Here is a 17837-nt window from a genome sequence, read left to right as displayed (position 1 = left end):
TCAGGCGTCGCCGCCCGCGGTACCCGTCGTCCCCGCGGTCACGTCGTCCAGGCGGTACCGCTCGTACGCCTTGGCCGCCACCCCGGTGTCCACCTCGCCGCGGGACTCCAGTACGCGCAGCGCCTGGTAGGCGATGGACGGCCCGTCGACGTGGAAGTACCGACGAGCAGCGGGACGGGTGTCGGAGAACCCGAAGCCGTCGGTGCCCAGCGAGACGTACTCCTGCGGCACGTACTGGCGGATCTGGTCCGGGACGGCGCGCATCCAGTCACTGACCGCGACGACCGGGCCAGGAGCGTCACCCAGCCGCTGAGCGACGAACGGCACCGGTGCCTGCTCACCGGGGTGGTCGAACGCCCACTCGTCGCAAGCCAGCCCGTCGCGGCGCAGCTCGTTCCACGACGTCACGCTCCAGACGTCGGCGTCGACGCCGAAGTCCTTGCCGAGCAGCTCCTGGGCCTCCAGCGCCCACGGCACCGCGACCCCGGAGGCGAGCAGCTGGACGCGTGGCCGGTCGCCGCTGCCCATGGCCGGACTCACCTTGTGCAGGCCTCGGACGATGCCTTCGACGTCCACGTCCTGCGGTTCCGGCGGCTGCACCATCGGCTCGTTGTAGACGGTGAGGTAGTAGTAGACGTTCCGGTCGACGTCCTCGCCCTCCTGGCCGTACATCCGCTCCAGACCGGCCCGCACGATGTGGCCGATCTCGTAGGCGTACGCCGGGTCGTAGGCGACGACGGCCGGGTTGGTCGAGGCGAGCAGCAGCGAGTGGCCGTCGGCGTGCTGGAGCCCCTCGCCGGTCAGCGTCGTGCGGCCTGCGGTGGCTCCGAGGAGGAACCCGCGGGTCATCTGGTCCCCGGCGGCCCACAGGTTGTCCCCGGTCCGCTGGAAGCCGAACATCGAGTAGAAGATGTAGACGGGCACCATCGGTTCGCCGTGCGTGGCGTAGGAAGTGCCGGCGGCGATGAACGCGGCGCTCGCCCCGCCCTCGTTGATCCCGACGTGCAGGATCTGACCGGACTCGGACTCCTTGTAGGAGAGCATGAGCTCCCGGTCCACCGACACGTAGCGCTGGCCGTGCGGGTTGTAGATCTTCGCCGTCGGGAAGAAGGAGTCCATCCCGAAGGTCCTGGCCTCGTCCGGGATGATGGGCACCACCCGCTCGCCGAACTCCTTGTCCTTCATGAGGTCCTTGAGCAGCCGGACGAACGCCATCGTCGTGGCGACCTGCTGCTTGCCCGAGCCGCGCTTGACGACCTGGTAGGCGTCCTCGGCGGGCAGGTGCAGCGTCGTCGCACGTGCCCGTCGCTCGGGCACGAAGCCGCCGAGCTTGTGGCGCCGCTCGAGCAGGTACTGGACCTCGGGCGCATCGGGTCCGGGGTGGTAGTACGGCGGCAGGTACGGGTTCTCCTCGAGCTGGGCGTCGCTGACCGGGATGCGCAGGCTGTCCCGGAGCAGCTTGAGGTCCTCGAGGGTGAGCTTCTTCATCTGGTGGGTGGCGTTGCGGCCGGCGAAGTGCGGCCCCAGGCCGTATCCCTTGATGGTCTTGGCGATGATGACCGTCGGCTGGCCGGTGTGCGCCATCGCGGCCTTGTACGCGGCGTAGACCTTGCGGTAGTCGTGACCACCGCGCTTGAGGTTCCAGATCTCCTCGTCGCTCATCTTCTCGACCATGCGCCGGGTCCGCGGGTCGCGGCCGAAGAAGTGCTCGCGGACGAACGCCCCGCTCTCCGCCTTGTACGTCTGGAAGTCTCCGTCCGGGGTGACGTTCATGAGGTTGACGAGCGCGCCGTCGCGGTCGGCGGCCAGCAGCGGGTCCCACTCGCGGCCCCAGATCACCTTGATGACGTTCCAGCCGGCGCCGCGGAAGAACTGCTCTAGCTCCTGGATGATCTTGCCGTTGCCGCGGACGGGGCCGTCGAGGCGCTGAAGGTTGGCGTTGACCACGAACGTCAGGTTGTCCAGCTCGTGGTCCGCGGCGACGTGCAGCAGGCCGCGGCTCTCCGGCTCGTCCATCTCGCCGTCGCCGAGGAAGGCCCAGACGTGCTGCTGGGAGGTGTCCTTGATCCCGCGGGCGTGCAGGTACTTGTTGAACTCGGCCTGGTAGACGGCGTTCATCGGGCCCAGGCCCATGGAGACCGTCGGGAACTCCCAGAAGTCCGGCATCAGCCTGGGGTGCGGGTAGGACGGCAGCCCGTGCGGCATCGAGTGCTCCTGGCGGAACCCGTCGAGGTGCTCCTCGCCGAGCCGGCCCTCGAGGAAGGCACGGGCGTAGATGCCCGGGGAGGCGTGCCCCTGGACGAACACGTGGTCCCCGCCGCCGGGGTGGTCCTTGCCGCGGAAGAAGTGGTTGAACCCGACCTCGTACAGGGTCGCGGACGACGCGTACGTCGAGATGTGGCCGCCGACGGAGATCTCCGGCCGCTGCGCTCGGTGCACCATGACCGCGGCGTTCCACCGGATCCAGGCGCGGTAGCGCCGCTCCACCTCCTCGTCACCGGGGAACCACGGCTCGGACTCCGGCGGGATGGTGTTGACGTAGTCGGTGGCCACCAGGCTCGGGACACCGACGTGCCGCTCGCGTGCGCGCTGGAGCAGGCTGAGCATGAGGTACCTGGCTCGTTGCCGCCCACGCTCGTCGATGGCCCCGTCGAGCGACTCCAGCCACTCCTGGGTCTCCTCGGGGTCGATGTCCGGCAGCTGTCCCGGCATGCCGGTGCTGATCGGGCCCTCGTCCTGGTGTGCTGCCACGTCTGGCCTCTCTTACTCTCACGGCTCTGCGACGGCCGGCCGTCGCCGCGACGCCGGCCCTCGCGCTGCACCCTCCATCCTGTCCCTCCCGCGCCGGGACGTCACATCGGGTCCCCCGTAAGGTCGCGGCATGCTCACGACCCTGATCGAGGTGCGTACCGGCGACGCCGAGCAGGTCGTCGACATCACCGCTCGGTGCGCGGAGCTCGCCGCCGAGGCCGGTGCCGTCGACGGGCTGCTCAACGTCTTCGTCCCGCACGCCACCGCCGGAGTCGCCGTGCTGGAGACCGGGTCGGGCTCGGACACCGACCTGCTGGCGGTCCTGCGGGTGCTGCTGCCGCCGGAGGGGCCGCGCGGAGAAGGCTGGCGGCACCACCACGGGTCAGTAGGCCACGGCCGTGACCACGTGCTGCCGGCACTCGTCTCCCCGTCGGTGACGGTCCCCGTGCTCGACGGCCGCCTCGCCCTGGGCACCTGGCAGTCGGTCTGCCTCGTCGACACCAACGTCGACAACCGAGTCCGTCAGGTCCGGATCTCGCTGCTCACGGGCTGAGTGGTCCGGTGGGGCGTTCGGCCGCACGGTGGCCCCCACGAGCGGGTGCCGGCGCGGTAGCGTCGTGCCCCGACACAGACACCGACTGCCCCTCGGGGGCCGTGCAGGAGGGACGACGCGTGGGTGCGACCGCGGACGCCGCGGCCGGTCAGGCCGTGGCGACCAAGCTGGGCTTCCGGCCCGGCCAGGTGGTGCAGGAGATCGGGTACGACGACGACGTCGACCACGACCTGCGGGACGCCGTCGAGGACGTCACCGGGGGCGAGCTCCTCGACGAGGAGACCGACGAGGTCGTCGACACGGTGCTGCTGTGGTGGCGGGACGGGGACGGGGACCTCGTCGACGCGCTGGTCGACGCGCTCACCTCCCTGGCCGACGGTGGCACCGTGTGGCTGCTCACGCCCAAGCCGGGCCGGCCCGGCCACGTCGAGGCCTCCGACATCGAGGAGGCGGCCCCCACCGCGGGCCTGCACGCGACCTCGACGGTGAGCGCGTGCCCGGACTGGTCCGGTACCCGGCTCTCCACCCGCAACCGCCGCTGACGAACCCTGGCTGTCACCGGTCCTCACCGGTTATCACCGGTTGTCACCGGTGCAGCACAGCACCACCGCCCTGCCCCTCCTTCGTGATCATGCAATCCCGCCACCTCCCGCCCCGCCACCCCGCAACCCCGCAACCCCGCAACCTCCCGCCCCGCGCCCGTGCTCGCAGAATGCTGGGTTGGGGGCGCGACACGCCGGCAAGGACGTGCGGAATCCAGCATTCTGTGGCTAGACCCGTCGCCAGGGGCGGTCTGCGAGGGTGGTGGGCGGCGTCGTGTCATTCATCGGTGCAACTGCGTCAGGGACATGCCGGTTTGATGCAGTCCGCCCCTCAGCCCGGAGCTCAGGGTGGCGGGATTGCATGATCACCGAGGGGTGGGGGTGCCCGCACAGTGAGACACCGGACCGGCCTGACTTCCGTTCGAACCGGCGGGTGCGGTTTGCTGTCACCAGCCACGGCCGCCGTTGGCCCGAGACTTCGGCGGCCGTGGCCCACAGCAGTCGGTCCCGGGTACCCTGCCACGGCTCGGGGCCTGTAGCTCAGCTGGTAGAGCACCGCGTTTACACCGCGGGTGTCGTCGGTTCGAACCCGGCCGGGCCCACTCGCTGCGGGGTAGCCTCGGCGACCGTGACCCCGGCCGCCTCCTCGCCCAGTGCCCGTTCCACCGACCATCCCACGCTCGGCGACGTCGTCGCCGTCCTCGACCGTCTCTACCCGCCCGGTCAGGCCGAGCCCTGGGACGCCGTCGGGCTGGTCTGCGGTGACCCGGCCGCCACCGTCCGCAAGGTGCTGCTCGCCGTCGACCCGGTCGCCGAGGTCGTCCAGGAGGCGCTGGAGTGGGGCGCTGAGCTGGTGGTCACCCACCACCCGCTGCTGCTGCGACCGGTGCACTCCGTGGCTGCCACGACGGCCAAGGGGCGAGTCGTGCACGACCTCGTCCGCGGCGGGTCCGCGTTGTTCGTCGCCCACACGAACGCCGACAGCGCACGCCCCGGCGTCTCGGACGCCCTCGCCCGGGTACTCGGCCTGGAGGACCTCCACCCGTTGTCCGCGCGGCCGGTGGACCCGCTGGACAAGGTGGTCGTGTTCGTCCCCACCCCGGACGCCGAGACTCTCGTCGACGCGCTCGCCGCGGCTGGGGCCGGCGAGATCGGGGACTACCGCCGCTGCGCCTGGACGACGACCGGCACCGGCACCTTCCTGCCCGGGGAGGGTGCGTCGCCGGCGGTCGGCGAGGTGGGCCGGGTGGAGAGGGTCGAGGAGACCCGCGTGGAGATGGTGCTGCCGCGGCACCGTCGCGACGCCGTCGTCGCCGCGCTTCGCGGCGCGCACCCCTACGAGGAGCCGGCGTTCGACCTGCTCGAGCTCGCGGCCTGGTCCTCCCCGCAGGGCATCGGGCGGGTGGGGCAGCTGCGCCGGCCGTTGCGACTGGCCGAGCTGGCCGACGTCGTGGCCGCAGCGCTGCCGCACACGGCTCAGGGGGTGCGGGTCGCTGGTCACCCCGATGACGTCGTGCGCCGGGTCGCGGTCTGCGGCGGGTCCGGGGACAGCCTGTTCGACGCCGTGCGGGCCAGCGGCGCCGACGCCTACGTCACCGCGGACCTGCGGCACCACCCGGCGTCCGAGGCGCGGGAGACGGCAGCGGGTGGCGCGCCGGCGCTCATCGACGTGTCGCACTGGGCCAGTGAGTGGCCCTGGCTGCACGGGGCGGCCGAGCGGCTGGCCGCGGAGCTCGCGGCCACCGGCACTACGGTGGAGACGCGGGTCAGCGAACGGCGCACCGACCCGTGGACGTTCCGCGTGCCGAGCTCGGGAGGACTTGTCCGATGACCACTGCCCCGGCGCAGGACCAGCGCCGGCTGCTCGACGTCCAGGCCCTCGACACCCGGCTCGCCCAGCTGGCGCACCGCCGCCGCACACTGCCGGTGCACGCCGAGCTGGAGGCGCTGGAGGCGCGGCGGGCACAGGTCGACGACCAGCTCGTCGCGGCACGGACGATCGCCTCAGACGTCGCCCGGGAGCTGGCCAAGGCGGAGAGCGACGTCGAGCAGGTCCGGCAGCGGGCGGTCCGTGACCGGCAGCACCTGGAGTCCGGGCACGGCAGCGCCAAGGACCTCCAGGGCCTGCAGCACGAGCTGGAGTCCCTGCGACGGCGTCAGGCCGAGCTCGAGGACGTGCAGCTGGCGATCATGGAACGTGCCGAGCAGGCTGCCGCCGCCCAGCAGGCTCTCGAGGCCGAGCAGGCCGACCTGGCGGTGCAGGCCGAGCGGCTCGTCGCCCGTCGGGACGCTGAGCTCGCTGAGATCGACAGCGAGGTGGCCGCGGTCACCGCCCAGCGGGAGCAGGCGGTCGCCGGACTCGACGCAGGACTCGTCGCCCTCTACGAGCGCATCCGTGAGCAGCAGAGCGGGCTCGGTGCGGCCGCGTTGCGGGGCCGGCGCTGTGAGGGCTGCCGGCTGGAGCTCAACCCCACCGACCTGGAGCGGATCCGTACCGCCCCGGCCGACGAGGTCGTCCGCTGCGAGGAGTGCCGGCGGATCCTCGTCCGGGTCCCTGAGTCGGCGTCGTGACCGGGCGCCGACTTGTCGTCGAGGCCGACGGCGGCTCCCGCGGCAACCCTGGACCTGCCGGGTTCGGTGCCGTCGTCCGGGACGCCGAGACCGGCGAGGTCCTCGACGAGGTCGCCGCCGCCATCGGCACGGCGACGAACAACGTGGCCGAGTACTCCGGTCTCGTCGCCGGGCTGCGCGCCGTCGCCGCCATCGACCCCGCCGCCACGGTGGAGGTCAGGATGGACTCCAAGCTGGTGGTGGAGCAGATGTCCGGCCGGTGGAAGGTCAAGCACGAGGACATGCGGCGCCTCGCGCGCGAGGCGGCGCAGGTGCTGCCGGCCGGTCAGGTGACGTACACGTGGGTGCCGCGGGAGCGGAACACCGCCGCGGACCGGTTGGCCAACGCGGCGATGGACGCCGCGGCGCGCGGCGAGCGGTGGACCCGCGAGACCCGCCGCGGTGACGACGTCCCGCGCCTCCGCTCGTGAGCAGCCGCAACCCCCACCACTTCTTCGTGATCATGCAATCCCGCCACCCCGGCCGGCGCGGCGGCGGGCAGTTCCCACCGCTGCCGCGACGAGCAGCGCGCCCAGGACGAGCAGAACGGCCGGCACGCTGAGCCGGCCGGGGAACCACACCTCGACGGCGCGCGGCACGACGGTAAGCATGCCGACGGAGCCGGCGACAAGCAGGACGAGTGCGCCTGCCCGGACCGCGTAAGCCACCAGCGCGGCGACCGTCGCGAGGCCGAGCAGGAGCCCCCACGTGGCGTCCAGCACGGGCTGGACGGCGAGCAGCATCGTCACCGCCCCGAGCACCCGGGCGGTGCGTCCCGGGGTCACCCGCTCCAGGTGGCCGGCGGTGGCCCAGGCCAGACCGAGGACGTACACGGCGACAAACAGCACCGTCGGCTCGCGCGGCTCCGCGAGGACGACGAGAGCGACGACCGTGCCGACCAGCGCGCCCAGCAGCACCGTCTGCAGGAGGGAGGTGCGTTCCCCCCACCACAGCAGCGCGGCGAGCGCCGCCGTGCCACCGAACACGAGCAGTGCTACGAGGTCGCCGTCCAGGTCGAGCACCTCGGAGCCGAGGACGCCGAGAGTCCCGCCGGCCGCCACGACGGCGAGGGTCCACAGCACCGAGCGCAGCCGCCGTCCGGCGTCGCCCAGGCGGACCGGCACGGTACCTCCGCCGACGAGCAGCAGCACTGCCACCCCGGCCAGCAGCACCGCGCGGCCGGCGTCCGGGATCTCCTCCCACAGCTGGGCTCCCAGGAGCAGCCCGGCCACCAGTACGAGCACTCCACCGAGGTAGCCGAGGGCCTCGACGACGAGACTCGGCGGCCGCGACCCCGGCGGGTCCGGCGGTGCCGGAGCGTCCGCTGCGCCGGTAGCGGTCGCGTCGCGTGCGGCGACCTCTGTGGCGCCGCCGCGAGTTGCCTCGTACGCCTCGATCTGCCCGGCCTGCTCAGCGGTCAGCAGGCCGTTGTCCACCCAGCGTCCCAGCCGTCGCGGCAGCGGCTCGTCCGCCTCCTCGGTGATCACGGGATCATCGTGCCGTGCGCAGGGCTGCGGCTCCAGCCCCCGGACGACGGTCGCCCACCTGGCTCGTGCGCGGCCCGGCCCCGTCAGCCGGGGACGACGACGTCCAGGCGGGTGCCGTCCTCGGCGGGCTCGCAGGTGAGCACCTCGCTGACGGCGTCGACAAGCTCACCGACGGTGCACGGCTCGCGGCCCTCGCGGGACAGCAGGTGCCGCGCCACCAGTCCCCGGGTGCGTTTGGCCATGTGCGAGACGACGCTGCGCCGGCCGTCACGCTCGCGGAGCACCCGGACCGCCACCGCTTCACCTGCCGGCCGCCACGCCGCCGCGTAGTCGCTCGACCGGCAGTCGACGACGAGCCGTCCGGCCGAGTACGCGTCCAACGGGGCCGCCAGCCTCGGGCGCCAGTAGCCGGCCAGCCCGCCGATCCCCGGCAGGTCGGTGCCCATGGCCAGCCGGTACGCCGGCACCCGGTCCCCGGGCCGCAGCGCCCCCCACAGCGCGCTGACGACGACCAGCCGGGACCGGGCTCGGCGCCGAGCCCGCTCCGGCAGGTCCCGCAGGGCCAGCGCGTCGAACAGCACCCCGGTGTAGAGCTCCGCCACCGGCAGGGCCGGCGCGGAGCGCAGGGCCGTGTTCCGGGCCACCTCCGCCGCCAGCGACGGGCCTGCACCGAGAACCGCCAGGGCGTCGTCCCGCCGACTGACCTGCTCCAGTGCCGTCAGCACCTCGAGCCGGGCCTCGGTCAGCTCAGGGAAGGACAGGTCCTCGACCCGGACGGCGGCCCCGCGCCGTCCGGCAGCCTTGCTCTCGGACGGCGGGAGCAGCACGAGCACGCGGCAGAGCGTAGAAGGCGGTGCAACGGCGCCGTCCCTAGGGTGGCGCGCATGTACTGGAGCAAGGTGACGGTGCGTCGTGGGGTAACGGCTGCTCCGGACGGCCACCTCCTGCCGCCGGACGTCGGACTCGCCGCCAGCCTGGAGCAGCTGCGGCGCGAGCTGGGAATCGTCGAGGCCTTCCCACCAGAGGTGCTGGCCGAGGCAGAGCGCACGGCGGGATCGCCGGACCTGCCGGACACGGACTGGCGAGACCTCGAGCTGGTGACGATCGACCCGCCCGGCGCCACCGACCTGGACCAGGCCCTGCACCTGGAGCGTCGCGGCACCGGGTACCGCCTCCGGTACGCCATCGCCGACGTGCCGGCCTTCGTGCCGCCGGGCTCCGCGTTCGACCTTGAGGCGCGCCGCCGCGGGCAGACGATGTACGCGCCGGACCGGCGCGTGCCCTTGCACCCCGAGGTCGTCAGCGAGGACGCCGCGAGCCTCCTGCCCGGCAAGGACCGGCCCGCACTCGTCTGGGTCATCGACCTCGACGCGGACGGGCGGACCATGGACGTCGACCTGGTCCGGGCGGTGGTCCGCAGCCGCGCCCAGCTCACCTACGAGCAGGTGCAGGCTGACCTGGACGCCGGCCGCGCGCCGTCCGGAGTGGACCTGCTCGCCGAGGTCGGTCGGTTGCGCGCAGGGCTGGAGCGCGAGCGAGGTGGCGCCACCCTGGCGATCCCCGACCAGGAGGTGGTCTGCGGACCGGACGGCTGCCGGCTGCGGTTCCGGCCGCCGCTGCCGGTGGAGGACTGGAACGCCCAGGTCTCCCTGATGACCGGGATGGCGGCGGCCGAGGTCATGCTGGACGGTGGGATCGGTCTGCTGCGCACCATGCCGGCGCCGGACGAGCGCACGCTCGCGCGGTTCCGCCGACAGGGCCGGGCGCTCGGCGTCATCTGGCCGGAGGGGACACCGTTCGGCGAGATGCTGAACTCGCTCGACCCGCAGGATCCCCGGCAGCTGGCGCTGCTGCACGAGTCCGTCGTGCTGTTCCGCGGCGCCGGTTACACGCCGTTCGACGGGGCGCCGCCGGAGCAGCGCGAGCAGGCGGCCGTTGCCGCTTCGTACGCCCACGTCACCGCTCCGCTGCGCCGGCTCGTCGACCGGTTCACCCTCACCGTCTGCCACGCCCTGCTCACCGGGGCGCCGGTGCCGGACTGGGCGCGCGCCGCGCTGCCCGAGCTGCCGGCGCGGATGGCGGAGTCCGACCGGGTCGCCAACGCGCTGGACCGCGGAGCCGTCGACGCCGCCGAGGCGGCCGTGCTCGCTGGTCGCGTGGGGGAGACCTTCGAGGCGGTCGTCGTCGACGTCGACAGCCGTGGTGGTGGGGAGATCCAGCTCGCGGACCCGCCGGTGCTCGCGCGCTGCGACGGGGACCTCGAGCTGGGGGCCGAGGTGACCGTGCGCCTCGACAGCGCGGACGTCGCCGCCCGGACCGTCCGCTTCTCCCTGTGACCCACCCGCGACAACCCCATCGGTGATCATGCAATCCCGCCACCTTGCGGGGGTAGGGGGCTGCATGTACGTCTCATGGCCGCTCGCGCCTCCTCGAGGGACGAAGCGGGGTCCTGGTCGCCGTGCCGTGTCAGCCCACGGCGGGTCGGGTGCCGCCACCACAGAATGCTGCGCTCAGCGCGGCTTGACCGGCGTGTTGCGCCGCCAACCCAGCATTCTGCGAGCCCGGCCGGTGGGCCGGGTGGGTGGCGGGATTGCGTGATCACGACGAGGGACTCCGACTGATCGACGAGGGACTCTGACTGATCACCGAGGCGTTAGGATCTGAGGGCGGACGAGTCGGCTGGGCGGCCGCGTCGGTACCCGTCGGGTGCCGCCGAGGAACGTCCGGGCTCCACAGGGCAAGGTGGTGGGTAACGCCCACCCGGGGTGACCCGCGGGACAGTGCCACAGAAAGCAGACCGCCACGTCACCGGCCACCGGTCGGTGACGTGGTAAGGGTGAAACGGTGGTGTAAGAGACCACCAGCACCCCCGGTGACGGGGGTGGCTCGGTAAACCCCACCTGGAGCAAGGTCAGACAGGGGACGCTCGAGGGCTGCCCGCCCGAGTCCCCGGGTAGACCGCTGGAGGCGTGCGGCAACGTACGCCCGAGATGGATGGTCGCCGCCCGTCCCGGGATGACCGGGACGGGGACAGAACCCGGCGTACAGGCCGGCTCGTCCGCACCCGCCGCGCACCAGGAGGCCCCGGTCCGGCGGGTCCCCCTGCGGTGCCGGACCGGGGCCTGGCCCCCTGGCCGTCCGAGCGACGCAGCTCGGGCCAGCGCCCATCCTGACCGCGCCGGCACCGGCCCGGAAGGACCAAATGGTGTAGACGGGATGACGCGATCGCGTGCACCGCACGTCGGTCAGTGTGCCCGGCGCGAAGCCCGGCACGAGTCCCGGCTGGAGGACCTGGCGACGAAGGGCCCCAGCGGAAAGGAGCCCGTCTGACCTCGCGCTGACCCGCCTCCGCCCGCGGGACGCAGTACCGTCGTCCCAGGTCGGACGCTCGCTGACGGGCGAGGGGGGGTGGTCGAGGTGTCCTTCGCGCGGCTGGCGGAGGCTGTGGCCGTCCTTACGGCAGTCGTCCTCGCCGGGTCCGCGATGAGTACCGTCGCGGAGCGCGTCTCCACGACGGGAGGCCGCTCGGTCGTCGTCCCGTCCGACCCGCTGCCCGGCTCCTCTCCCGAGCCGGCGGACGCTCGGACGACGAGGTCGGAGGCGCCGGCTACGCCTCCTCTCGGCGACCCCTCCCCGGCAGCCCCCGAGCCCCGGCCCTCCACGGCCAGCGGGTCCTCCGCCGGTCCGGCCCCGGGAACCGAGATCCGCACGTCGCTACCACTGGGAGGACCGCCGACGCCGGCCCCGTCGACGTCCGCCGCCACACCCGCGGCGACCGACGCCACACCCGCGGCGACCGACGCCTCAGGTCCGCTGCCGCCGAGCACATCAACCCGGACGCCGACGGCAACCGAGTCGACGACGGGCGGCTTCGCGACCCCGGTTCCCACGACCCCGGTCCCCACGACCCCGGTTCCCACGACGCCGGTTCCCACGACGCCGGTTCCGACGACGTCCGACCCGACGACGTCCGACCCGGCCACGTGGACCCCCTCGACGCCCACGCCCACGGACTCTCCGGATCCTGCCGACTCCGCCACAACGGGTCAGCCCACGCCGTCGACCACGACGAGGTTCCCGACGGCGGAGTCCGCGACGTGGCAGCCCCCGACGACCCATCTTCCGGTCAGAAGCGTCTCACCTTCGGCAGATCACGCCAGAGCGAACTATTCGCGTGCGCCCCAGGACTCGGGTTGATCACCTGTCGGTGTGACATCCAGGGACGCCGCCGCTGACACAGGTTCTCAGGCACGTGCTACGGCTCCAACCGTTCCCACTGCTCCTCAGTCAGGTCATGACGATGGTGCACACCTAACGCCTACCGCGTGCGAGGCCGCAGATTCGCCAGACCTGACCTAACCCGGCGCTTTCGTCGCGGTCCGGCCTGACGGCGCGTTCATCACATGAAAAGTGCTCCTGACCTGGGATGATGTGGCTTGTCGAAGGTCCACGCGTTCCAGATCGAGGAGCACCTTTCAGGTGAAGCAGCGTAGCCGGTTCTATCCGCGTCTCCACGTCGACACGACCGGTACCGGTGGGGTCGGCCACGGCGGCGGAACGGTGATCACCGAGACGGTCGCCACGACCGGGCTGGATGCGGCGCTGTCGCAGGCGCTGGCGCCGTGGCGCAAGCCGCTGGCGATCCACGATCCGGCCAAGGTGGTACTGGACCTGGCGGTCAGCCTGGTGCTCGGCGGGGACTGCCTGGCCGACGTCGCGGTGCTGCGCGCCGCACCTGAGGTGTACGGCCCGGTCGCGTCGGACCCGACGGTGTCACGGACGATCAGCGCGCTGGCCCAGGACGCCCCCGCAGCACTGAAGGCGATCAATGCGGCGCGGCAGGTCGCGCGCACGACGGCGTGGCGGCTGGCCGGCAGGCATGCTCCGGACGCCGGCACCAGCAGGGACCGGCCGCTGGTCATCGACTTGGACGCCACGCTGGTGACCTCGCACAGCGAGAAGGAGTCCGCCGCGCCGACCTTCAAACGGGGATACGGCTTCCACCCGTTGTGCTCGTTCGTCGACCATGGGGCCGACGGGACCGGGGAGCCGCTGTCGGTGCTGCTGCGGCCCGGGAACGCCGGTTCGAACACCGCCGCCGACCACATCACCGTCACCCGCGAGGCGTTGCGGCAGCTGCCGTCCCACCACAAGGGCACCCGGGCCGGGCGCAAGGTGCTGATCCGCACCGACGCCGCCGGGGCCACCCACGAGTTCCTGAACTGGGTCGTGTCCCAACGCTTGTCGTACTCGGTCGGGTTCACCCTGCCGGCCGACTTCGAGCCGACTTTGAAGCTGATTCCGAAGCAGGCGTGGACCCCCGCCTACGACGGCGACGGTGACGTCCGCGAGGGAGCCTGGGTCACCGAGGTCACCCACCTCCTGGATCTGTCGACGTGGCCGAAAGGCATGCGGGTCATCATCCGCAAAGAACGCCCGCACCCCGGCGCGCAGCTGCGCATCACCGACGTCGACGGGCACCGGGTCACCGCGTTCGCCACCAACACCGGCCCCGGCGGCCTGGGCACCCAGCTGGCCGACCTGGAACTGCGGCACCGCCGCCGGGCTCGCGCCGAGGACCGCATCCGCTGCGCCAAGGACACCGGTCTGGCGAACCTGCCGCTGCACGACTTCGCGCAGAACCAGATCTGGTGCGCCATCGTCGCTCTCGCCGCGGAGCTCACCGCGTGGATGCAGATGCTGGCTCTCACCGGGCACGACGCCCGGCGCTGGGAGCCCAAACGGCTACGACTGCGGTTGTTCACCGTCCCGGCCACCCTGGCACGCACCGGCCGCCGGGTCGTCCTGCACGTCAAGACGACCGCGCCCTGGGGACACCTCGTCGACGACGGCGTCCGCCAACTCCGTGCCCTCGCCGCCCCCGGGTGAGCGCCGGCCCACCCGTCCCGACAAACCCAAGGACCCCACCGGCCAGTGGAACCGGCGACCACCCGAGACGACACTCGGGGCGCTGTCACACCCTCCTGCCAGAATCACCCCACGCCGCGGTCACGACCCGCAGCGCCATGATCAACACCGGTGGGATGAAAGATCCGGGCTAACCCGGCGCTTTCGTCGCGGTCCGGCCTGACGGCGCGTTCATCACATGAAAAGTGCTCCTGACCTGGGATGATGTGGCTTGTCGAAGGTCCACGCGTTCCAGATCGAGGAGCACCTTTCAGCCCTGATCCACCGACCGGGTTCGGCGGTGTGAGCGTGGCGTAGGGCGAGAATGCCCTCTTGAGCTGGGAGGATGTGGATTGCGACGTCTACGTCCAACCGCTCAAGAGGAGCACCTCGCAAGTGAAACCTTCTCACACGATCCGGCCGGTCTTCGATGACCCGAACCTGGTGTCGTCGGCGGGCCTGGTCCCTGCGTTGCGGCTGGCCGAGACCGCCGGCCTGTACGACCTCCTGGAGGAGGTGACGGTGCCTTCGCCGAACGCTGCGGTGAAGGCGGCGTGCGTGGTGGCCGGGATGCTGGCCGGCGCGGACTGCATCGATGACATGGACCTGCTGCGGCACGGCGGGATGACGAAGGTGTTCGGTGGGGTCCGCGCGCCCTCCACGCTGGGCACGTTCCTGCGGTCGTTCACCCACGGGCACGTCCAGCAGCTCGACAAGGTCAACGCCAGGCTGGTGGCGGGCCTGGCGGTGCGGGTCCCGGGCCTGCTGGCCGGCGCGGACACCGGCGGGATCGCCACGGTCGATGTCGATGACACCGTGCGGGAGGTCCACGGCTACGCCAAGCAGGGCGCCGCGTTCGGGTACACCAAGCAGCGTGGCCTGAACATCCAGCTCGCCACGGTCTCGACCCCGCTGGCCGCGCCGGTGATCGCCGGCGCGAGGCTCCGGTCGGGGAACACCGCCTCGGCCACGGGCGCGGGCCGGCTGCTGGCCCAGGGGATCACCACCGCCCGCGCCGCTGGCGTGAGGGGCCGGATCCTGGCCCGGGCGGACTCGGCCTACTACGGGTGGGCGTTCGTCGGCACCGCGATCAGGCACCAGGCGTGGTTCTCGGTCACCGCCCGGATGACCAAGACCGTCACCGCAGCGATCGCCAGCATCCCCGCCGACGCGTGGCAGCCGATCGAGTACCCGGACGCGATCTACGACGAGGCCGAGCAGCGGTGGGTCTCCCACGCCGAGGTCGCCGAGATCCCGTTCACCGCGTTCACCTCCCGCCGCAGGGGCGAGCACGTCACCTGCCGGCTCATCGTCCGCCGCGTGAAACGCCTCCAGCCGTTCGCCTGCGATGGGACCGAGCAGGGCGAGCTGTTCGCCACCTACCGCCACCACGCCTTCATCACCAACAGCACGTTCTCGACCATCGAGGCCGACGAACGTCACCGCGACCACGCGATCGTCGAGCAGGTCATCGCCGAGCTCAAAGACAACGCCCTGGCCCACCTGCCCAGCGGACGATACGCGGCGAACGCCGCCTGGGTCGCCCTGGCAGTGATCGCGTTCAACCTGGCCCGCGCCACCGCCGTCGCAGCAGACATGGCCAAGGCCAGATGGGCCAGCCTGCGCACCAAGATCATCGCCGTCCCCGCCAGGATCGCCACCACCGCCCGCAGGCTCGACCTCCACCTGCCCCGCGACTGGCCCTGGGCACCCGGATGGGAGTCGCTGTGGACGGCCGCGACCGGCCCACCCACCCTGGCAACGACCTGACCATCCAGCCCCAGCAGGGCGCGACTCGAGGAACCCGACGTGGAAGAGCCGGCACAGGCCGGCGGACCAGCCACGCCCACGACACCGACCGACCTCATCAGGCCACCGAAACCACCCAAGCCGAATCAGCGCGGTGGATCAGGGTTCAGGTGAAGCAGCGTAGCCGGTTCTATCCGCGTCTCCACGTCGACACGACCGGTACCGGTGGGGTCGGCCACGGCGGCGGAACGGTGATCACCGAGACGGTCGCCACGACCGGGCTGGATGCGGCGCTGTCGCAGGCGCTGGCGCCGTGGCGCAAGCCGCTGGCGATCCACGATCCGGCCAAGGTGGTACTGGACCTGGCGGTCAGCCTGGTGCTCGGCGGGGACTGCCTGGCCGACGTCGCGGTGCTGCGCGCCGCACCTGAGGTGTACGGCCCGGTCGCGTCGGACCCGACGGTGTCACGGACGATCAGCGCGCTGGCCCAGGACGCCCCCGCAGCACTGAAGGCGATCAATGCGGCGCGGCAGGTCGCGCGCACGACGGCGTGGCGGCTGGCCGGCAGGCATGCTCCGGACGCCGGCACCAGCAGGGACCGGCCGCTGGTCATCGACTTGGACGCCACGCTGGTGACCTCGCACAGCGAAAAGGAGTCCGCCGCGCCGACCTTCAAACGGGGATACGGCTTCCACCCGTTGTGCTCGTTCGTCGACCATGGGGCCGACGGGACCGGGGAGCCGCTGTCGGTGCTGCTGCGGCCCGGGAACGCCGGTTCGAACACCGCCGCCGACCACATCACCGTCACCCGCGAGGCGTTGCGGCAGCTGCCGTCCCACCACAAGGGCACCCGGGCCGGGCGCAAGGTGCTGATCCGCACCGACGCCGCCGGGGCCACCCACGAGTTCCTGAACTGGGTCGTGTCCCAACGCTTGTCGTACTCGGTCGGGTTCACCCTGCCGGCCGACTTCGAGCCGACTCTGAAGCTGATTCCGAAGCAGGCGTGGACCCCCGCCTACGACGGCGACGGTGACGTCCGCGAGGGAGCCTGGGTCACCGAGGTCACCCACCTCCTGGATCTGTCGACGTGGCCGAAAGGCATGCGGGTCATCATCCGCAAAGAACGCCCGCACCCCGGCGCGCAGCTGCGCATCACCGACGTCGACGGGCACCGCATCACCGCGTTCGCCACCAACACCGGCCCCGGCGGCCCGGGCACCCAGCTGGCCGACCTGGAACTGCGGCACCGCCGCCGGGCTCGCGCCGAGGACCGCATCCGCTGCGCCAAGGACACCGGTCTGGCGAACCTGCCGCTGCACGACTTCGCGCAGAACCAGATCTGGTGCGCCATCGTCGCTCTCGCCGCGGAGCTCACCGCGTGGATGCAGATGCTGGCTCTCACCGGGCACGACGCCCGGCGCTGGGAGCCCAAACGGCTACGACTGCGGTTGTTCACCGTCCCGGCCACCCTGGCACGCACCGGCCGCCGGGTCGTCCTGCACGTCAAGACGACCGCGCCCTGGGGACACCTCGTCGACGACGGCGTCCGCCAACTCCGTGCCCTCGCCGCCCCCGGGTGAGCGCCGGCCCACCCGTCCCGACAAACCCAAGGACCCCACCGGCCAGTGGAACCGGCGACCACCCGAGACGACACTCGGGGCGCTGTCACACCCTCCTGCCAGAATCACCCCACGCCGCGGTCACGACCCGCAGCGCCATGATCAACACCGGTGGGATGAAAGATCCGGGCTAACGCGCGAACTGTGATCCGAGCACGTCCTCCAGCGCTGAGGACCGTGCGTCTGCGTCCATTCCCACTGTACGAACAAGATCTATGCTGCCGTCTCGCCAGAAGGCGACAAGGGTCGCAGTTGGCGCCGGTATAGTGTCGCGTGGAGTCACAAAAGCTGGAAATCGAAGAACAATCCCCCGGCCACTGTTTATCGTTAGCGTTTCGCTGTCCCCGTACCACCACGTCAGGACGCCCAAATCGGACGCGGGACCGGGATACGTACCAACAACGATAGATCGTTGATATTCGGTGGCCGCCTCATCTGCAGGAGTTGAAGTGTAAGAGATAACGTGACCGGAGATCTGCTGCGGTGACATTGGCATGGACCCCATTCCGGGGACGCGGGCGACGTCCTGCGCGGCGATAAGGTCCCACTTTTCCGGTTGTGGTAGCGTGCCGTCCGGGGATGTTTCAACAAGTAGCGCCTTTGCTTCTGACGGGCTCAC

12 protein-coding genes, 1 tRNA gene and 1 other RNA gene are annotated in these 17837 nt (G+C 71.9%); 11 read left to right on the top strand and 3 right to left on the bottom strand.

What is annotated here, in order from left to right:
- The gene (gene aceE, locus HJG43_09250) at positions 1–2712 is read right to left on the bottom strand and encodes a pyruvate dehydrogenase (acetyl-transferring), homodimeric type (GenBank protein UER55856.1); all 2712 of its coding nucleotides are present in this window, start codon (positions 2710–2712) and stop codon (positions 1–3) included.
- A 169-nt stretch (positions 2713–2881) separates the two neighbouring features.
- Between aceE and HJG43_09245 the strand changes: the two genes are divergently transcribed.
- The 6 genes from HJG43_09245 (at position 2882) to HJG43_09220 (ending at position 6887) form a co-directional block, all read left to right on the top strand.
- Positions 2882–3304 (top strand): YjbQ family protein, encoded by a 423-nt coding sequence (locus tag HJG43_09245; GenBank protein UER54697.1) that lies wholly within the window; start codon positions 2882–2884, stop codon positions 3302–3304.
- Between the two features lie 119 nt (positions 3305–3423).
- The gene (locus HJG43_09240) at positions 3424–3846 is read left to right on the top strand and encodes a DUF3052 domain-containing protein (GenBank protein ID UER54696.1); all 423 of its coding nucleotides are present in this window, start codon (positions 3424–3426) and stop codon (positions 3844–3846) included.
- A gap of 529 nt (positions 3847–4375) precedes the next feature.
- Positions 4376–4448: transfer RNA gene (locus HJG43_09235), tRNA-Val, on the top strand.
- A gap of 26 nt (positions 4449–4474) precedes the next feature.
- The gene (locus HJG43_09230) at positions 4475–5677 is read left to right on the top strand and encodes a Nif3-like dinuclear metal center hexameric protein (GenBank protein ID UER54695.1); all 1203 of its coding nucleotides are present in this window, start codon (positions 4475–4477) and stop codon (positions 5675–5677) included.
- Positions 5674–6417 (top strand): hypothetical protein, encoded by a 744-nt coding sequence (locus HJG43_09225; GenBank protein ID UER54694.1) that lies wholly within the window; start codon positions 5674–5676, stop codon positions 6415–6417. The genes HJG43_09230 and HJG43_09225 overlap by 4 nt, the downstream gene beginning before the upstream one ends.
- Complete coding sequence (locus HJG43_09220) at positions 6414–6887, top strand: reverse transcriptase-like protein (protein UER54693.1); 474 nt, start codon at positions 6414–6416, stop codon at positions 6885–6887. Before HJG43_09225 ends, HJG43_09220 begins: the two co-directional genes overlap by 4 nt.
- Positions 6888–6917: 30 nt before the next feature.
- Here HJG43_09220 and HJG43_09215 read toward each other — a convergent pair whose 3' ends face one another.
- The gene (locus tag HJG43_09215; protein ID UER54692.1) at positions 6918–7943 is read right to left on the bottom strand and encodes a DUF2157 domain-containing protein; all 1026 of its coding nucleotides are present in this window, start codon (positions 7941–7943) and stop codon (positions 6918–6920) included.
- Between the two features lie 83 nt (positions 7944–8026).
- A complete protein-coding gene (locus HJG43_09210; GenBank protein UER54691.1) occupies positions 8027–8776 on the bottom strand; it encodes a peroxide stress protein YaaA in 750 nt (249 codons plus the stop codon).
- 51 nt (positions 8777–8827) lie between these two features.
- Here HJG43_09210 and HJG43_09205 point away from each other — a divergent pair, with 51 nt between their 5' ends.
- The 5 genes from HJG43_09205 (at position 8828) to HJG43_09185 (ending at position 17179) form a co-directional block, all read left to right on the top strand.
- Positions 8828–10279 (top strand): RNB domain-containing ribonuclease, encoded by a 1452-nt coding sequence (locus HJG43_09205; GenBank protein ID UER54690.1) that lies wholly within the window; start codon positions 8828–8830, stop codon positions 10277–10279.
- Between the two features lie 335 nt (positions 10280–10614).
- An RNA gene (gene rnpB / locus HJG43_09200) (RNase P RNA component class A) lies at positions 10615–11004 on the top strand.
- 1418 nt (positions 11005–12422) lie between these two features.
- A complete protein-coding gene (locus tag HJG43_09195) occupies positions 12423–13832 on the top strand; it encodes an IS1380 family transposase (protein ID UER54689.1) in 1410 nt (469 codons plus the stop codon).
- 414 nt (positions 13833–14246) lie between these two features.
- Positions 14247–15620 (top strand): IS1380 family transposase, encoded by a 1374-nt coding sequence (locus HJG43_09190; protein ID UER55855.1) that lies wholly within the window; start codon positions 14247–14249, stop codon positions 15618–15620.
- Between the two features lie 149 nt (positions 15621–15769).
- The gene (locus HJG43_09185; GenBank protein UER54688.1) at positions 15770–17179 is read left to right on the top strand and encodes an IS1380 family transposase; all 1410 of its coding nucleotides are present in this window, start codon (positions 15770–15772) and stop codon (positions 17177–17179) included.
- Positions 17180–17837 lie beyond the last annotated feature (658 nt).

The organism is Kineosporiaceae bacterium SCSIO 59966, assembly GCA_020881835.1.
Taxonomy (GTDB): domain Bacteria; phylum Actinomycetota; class Actinomycetes; order Actinomycetales; family SCSIO-59966; genus SCSIO-59966.
This window is presented reverse-complemented; position numbering and strand designations above follow the sequence as displayed.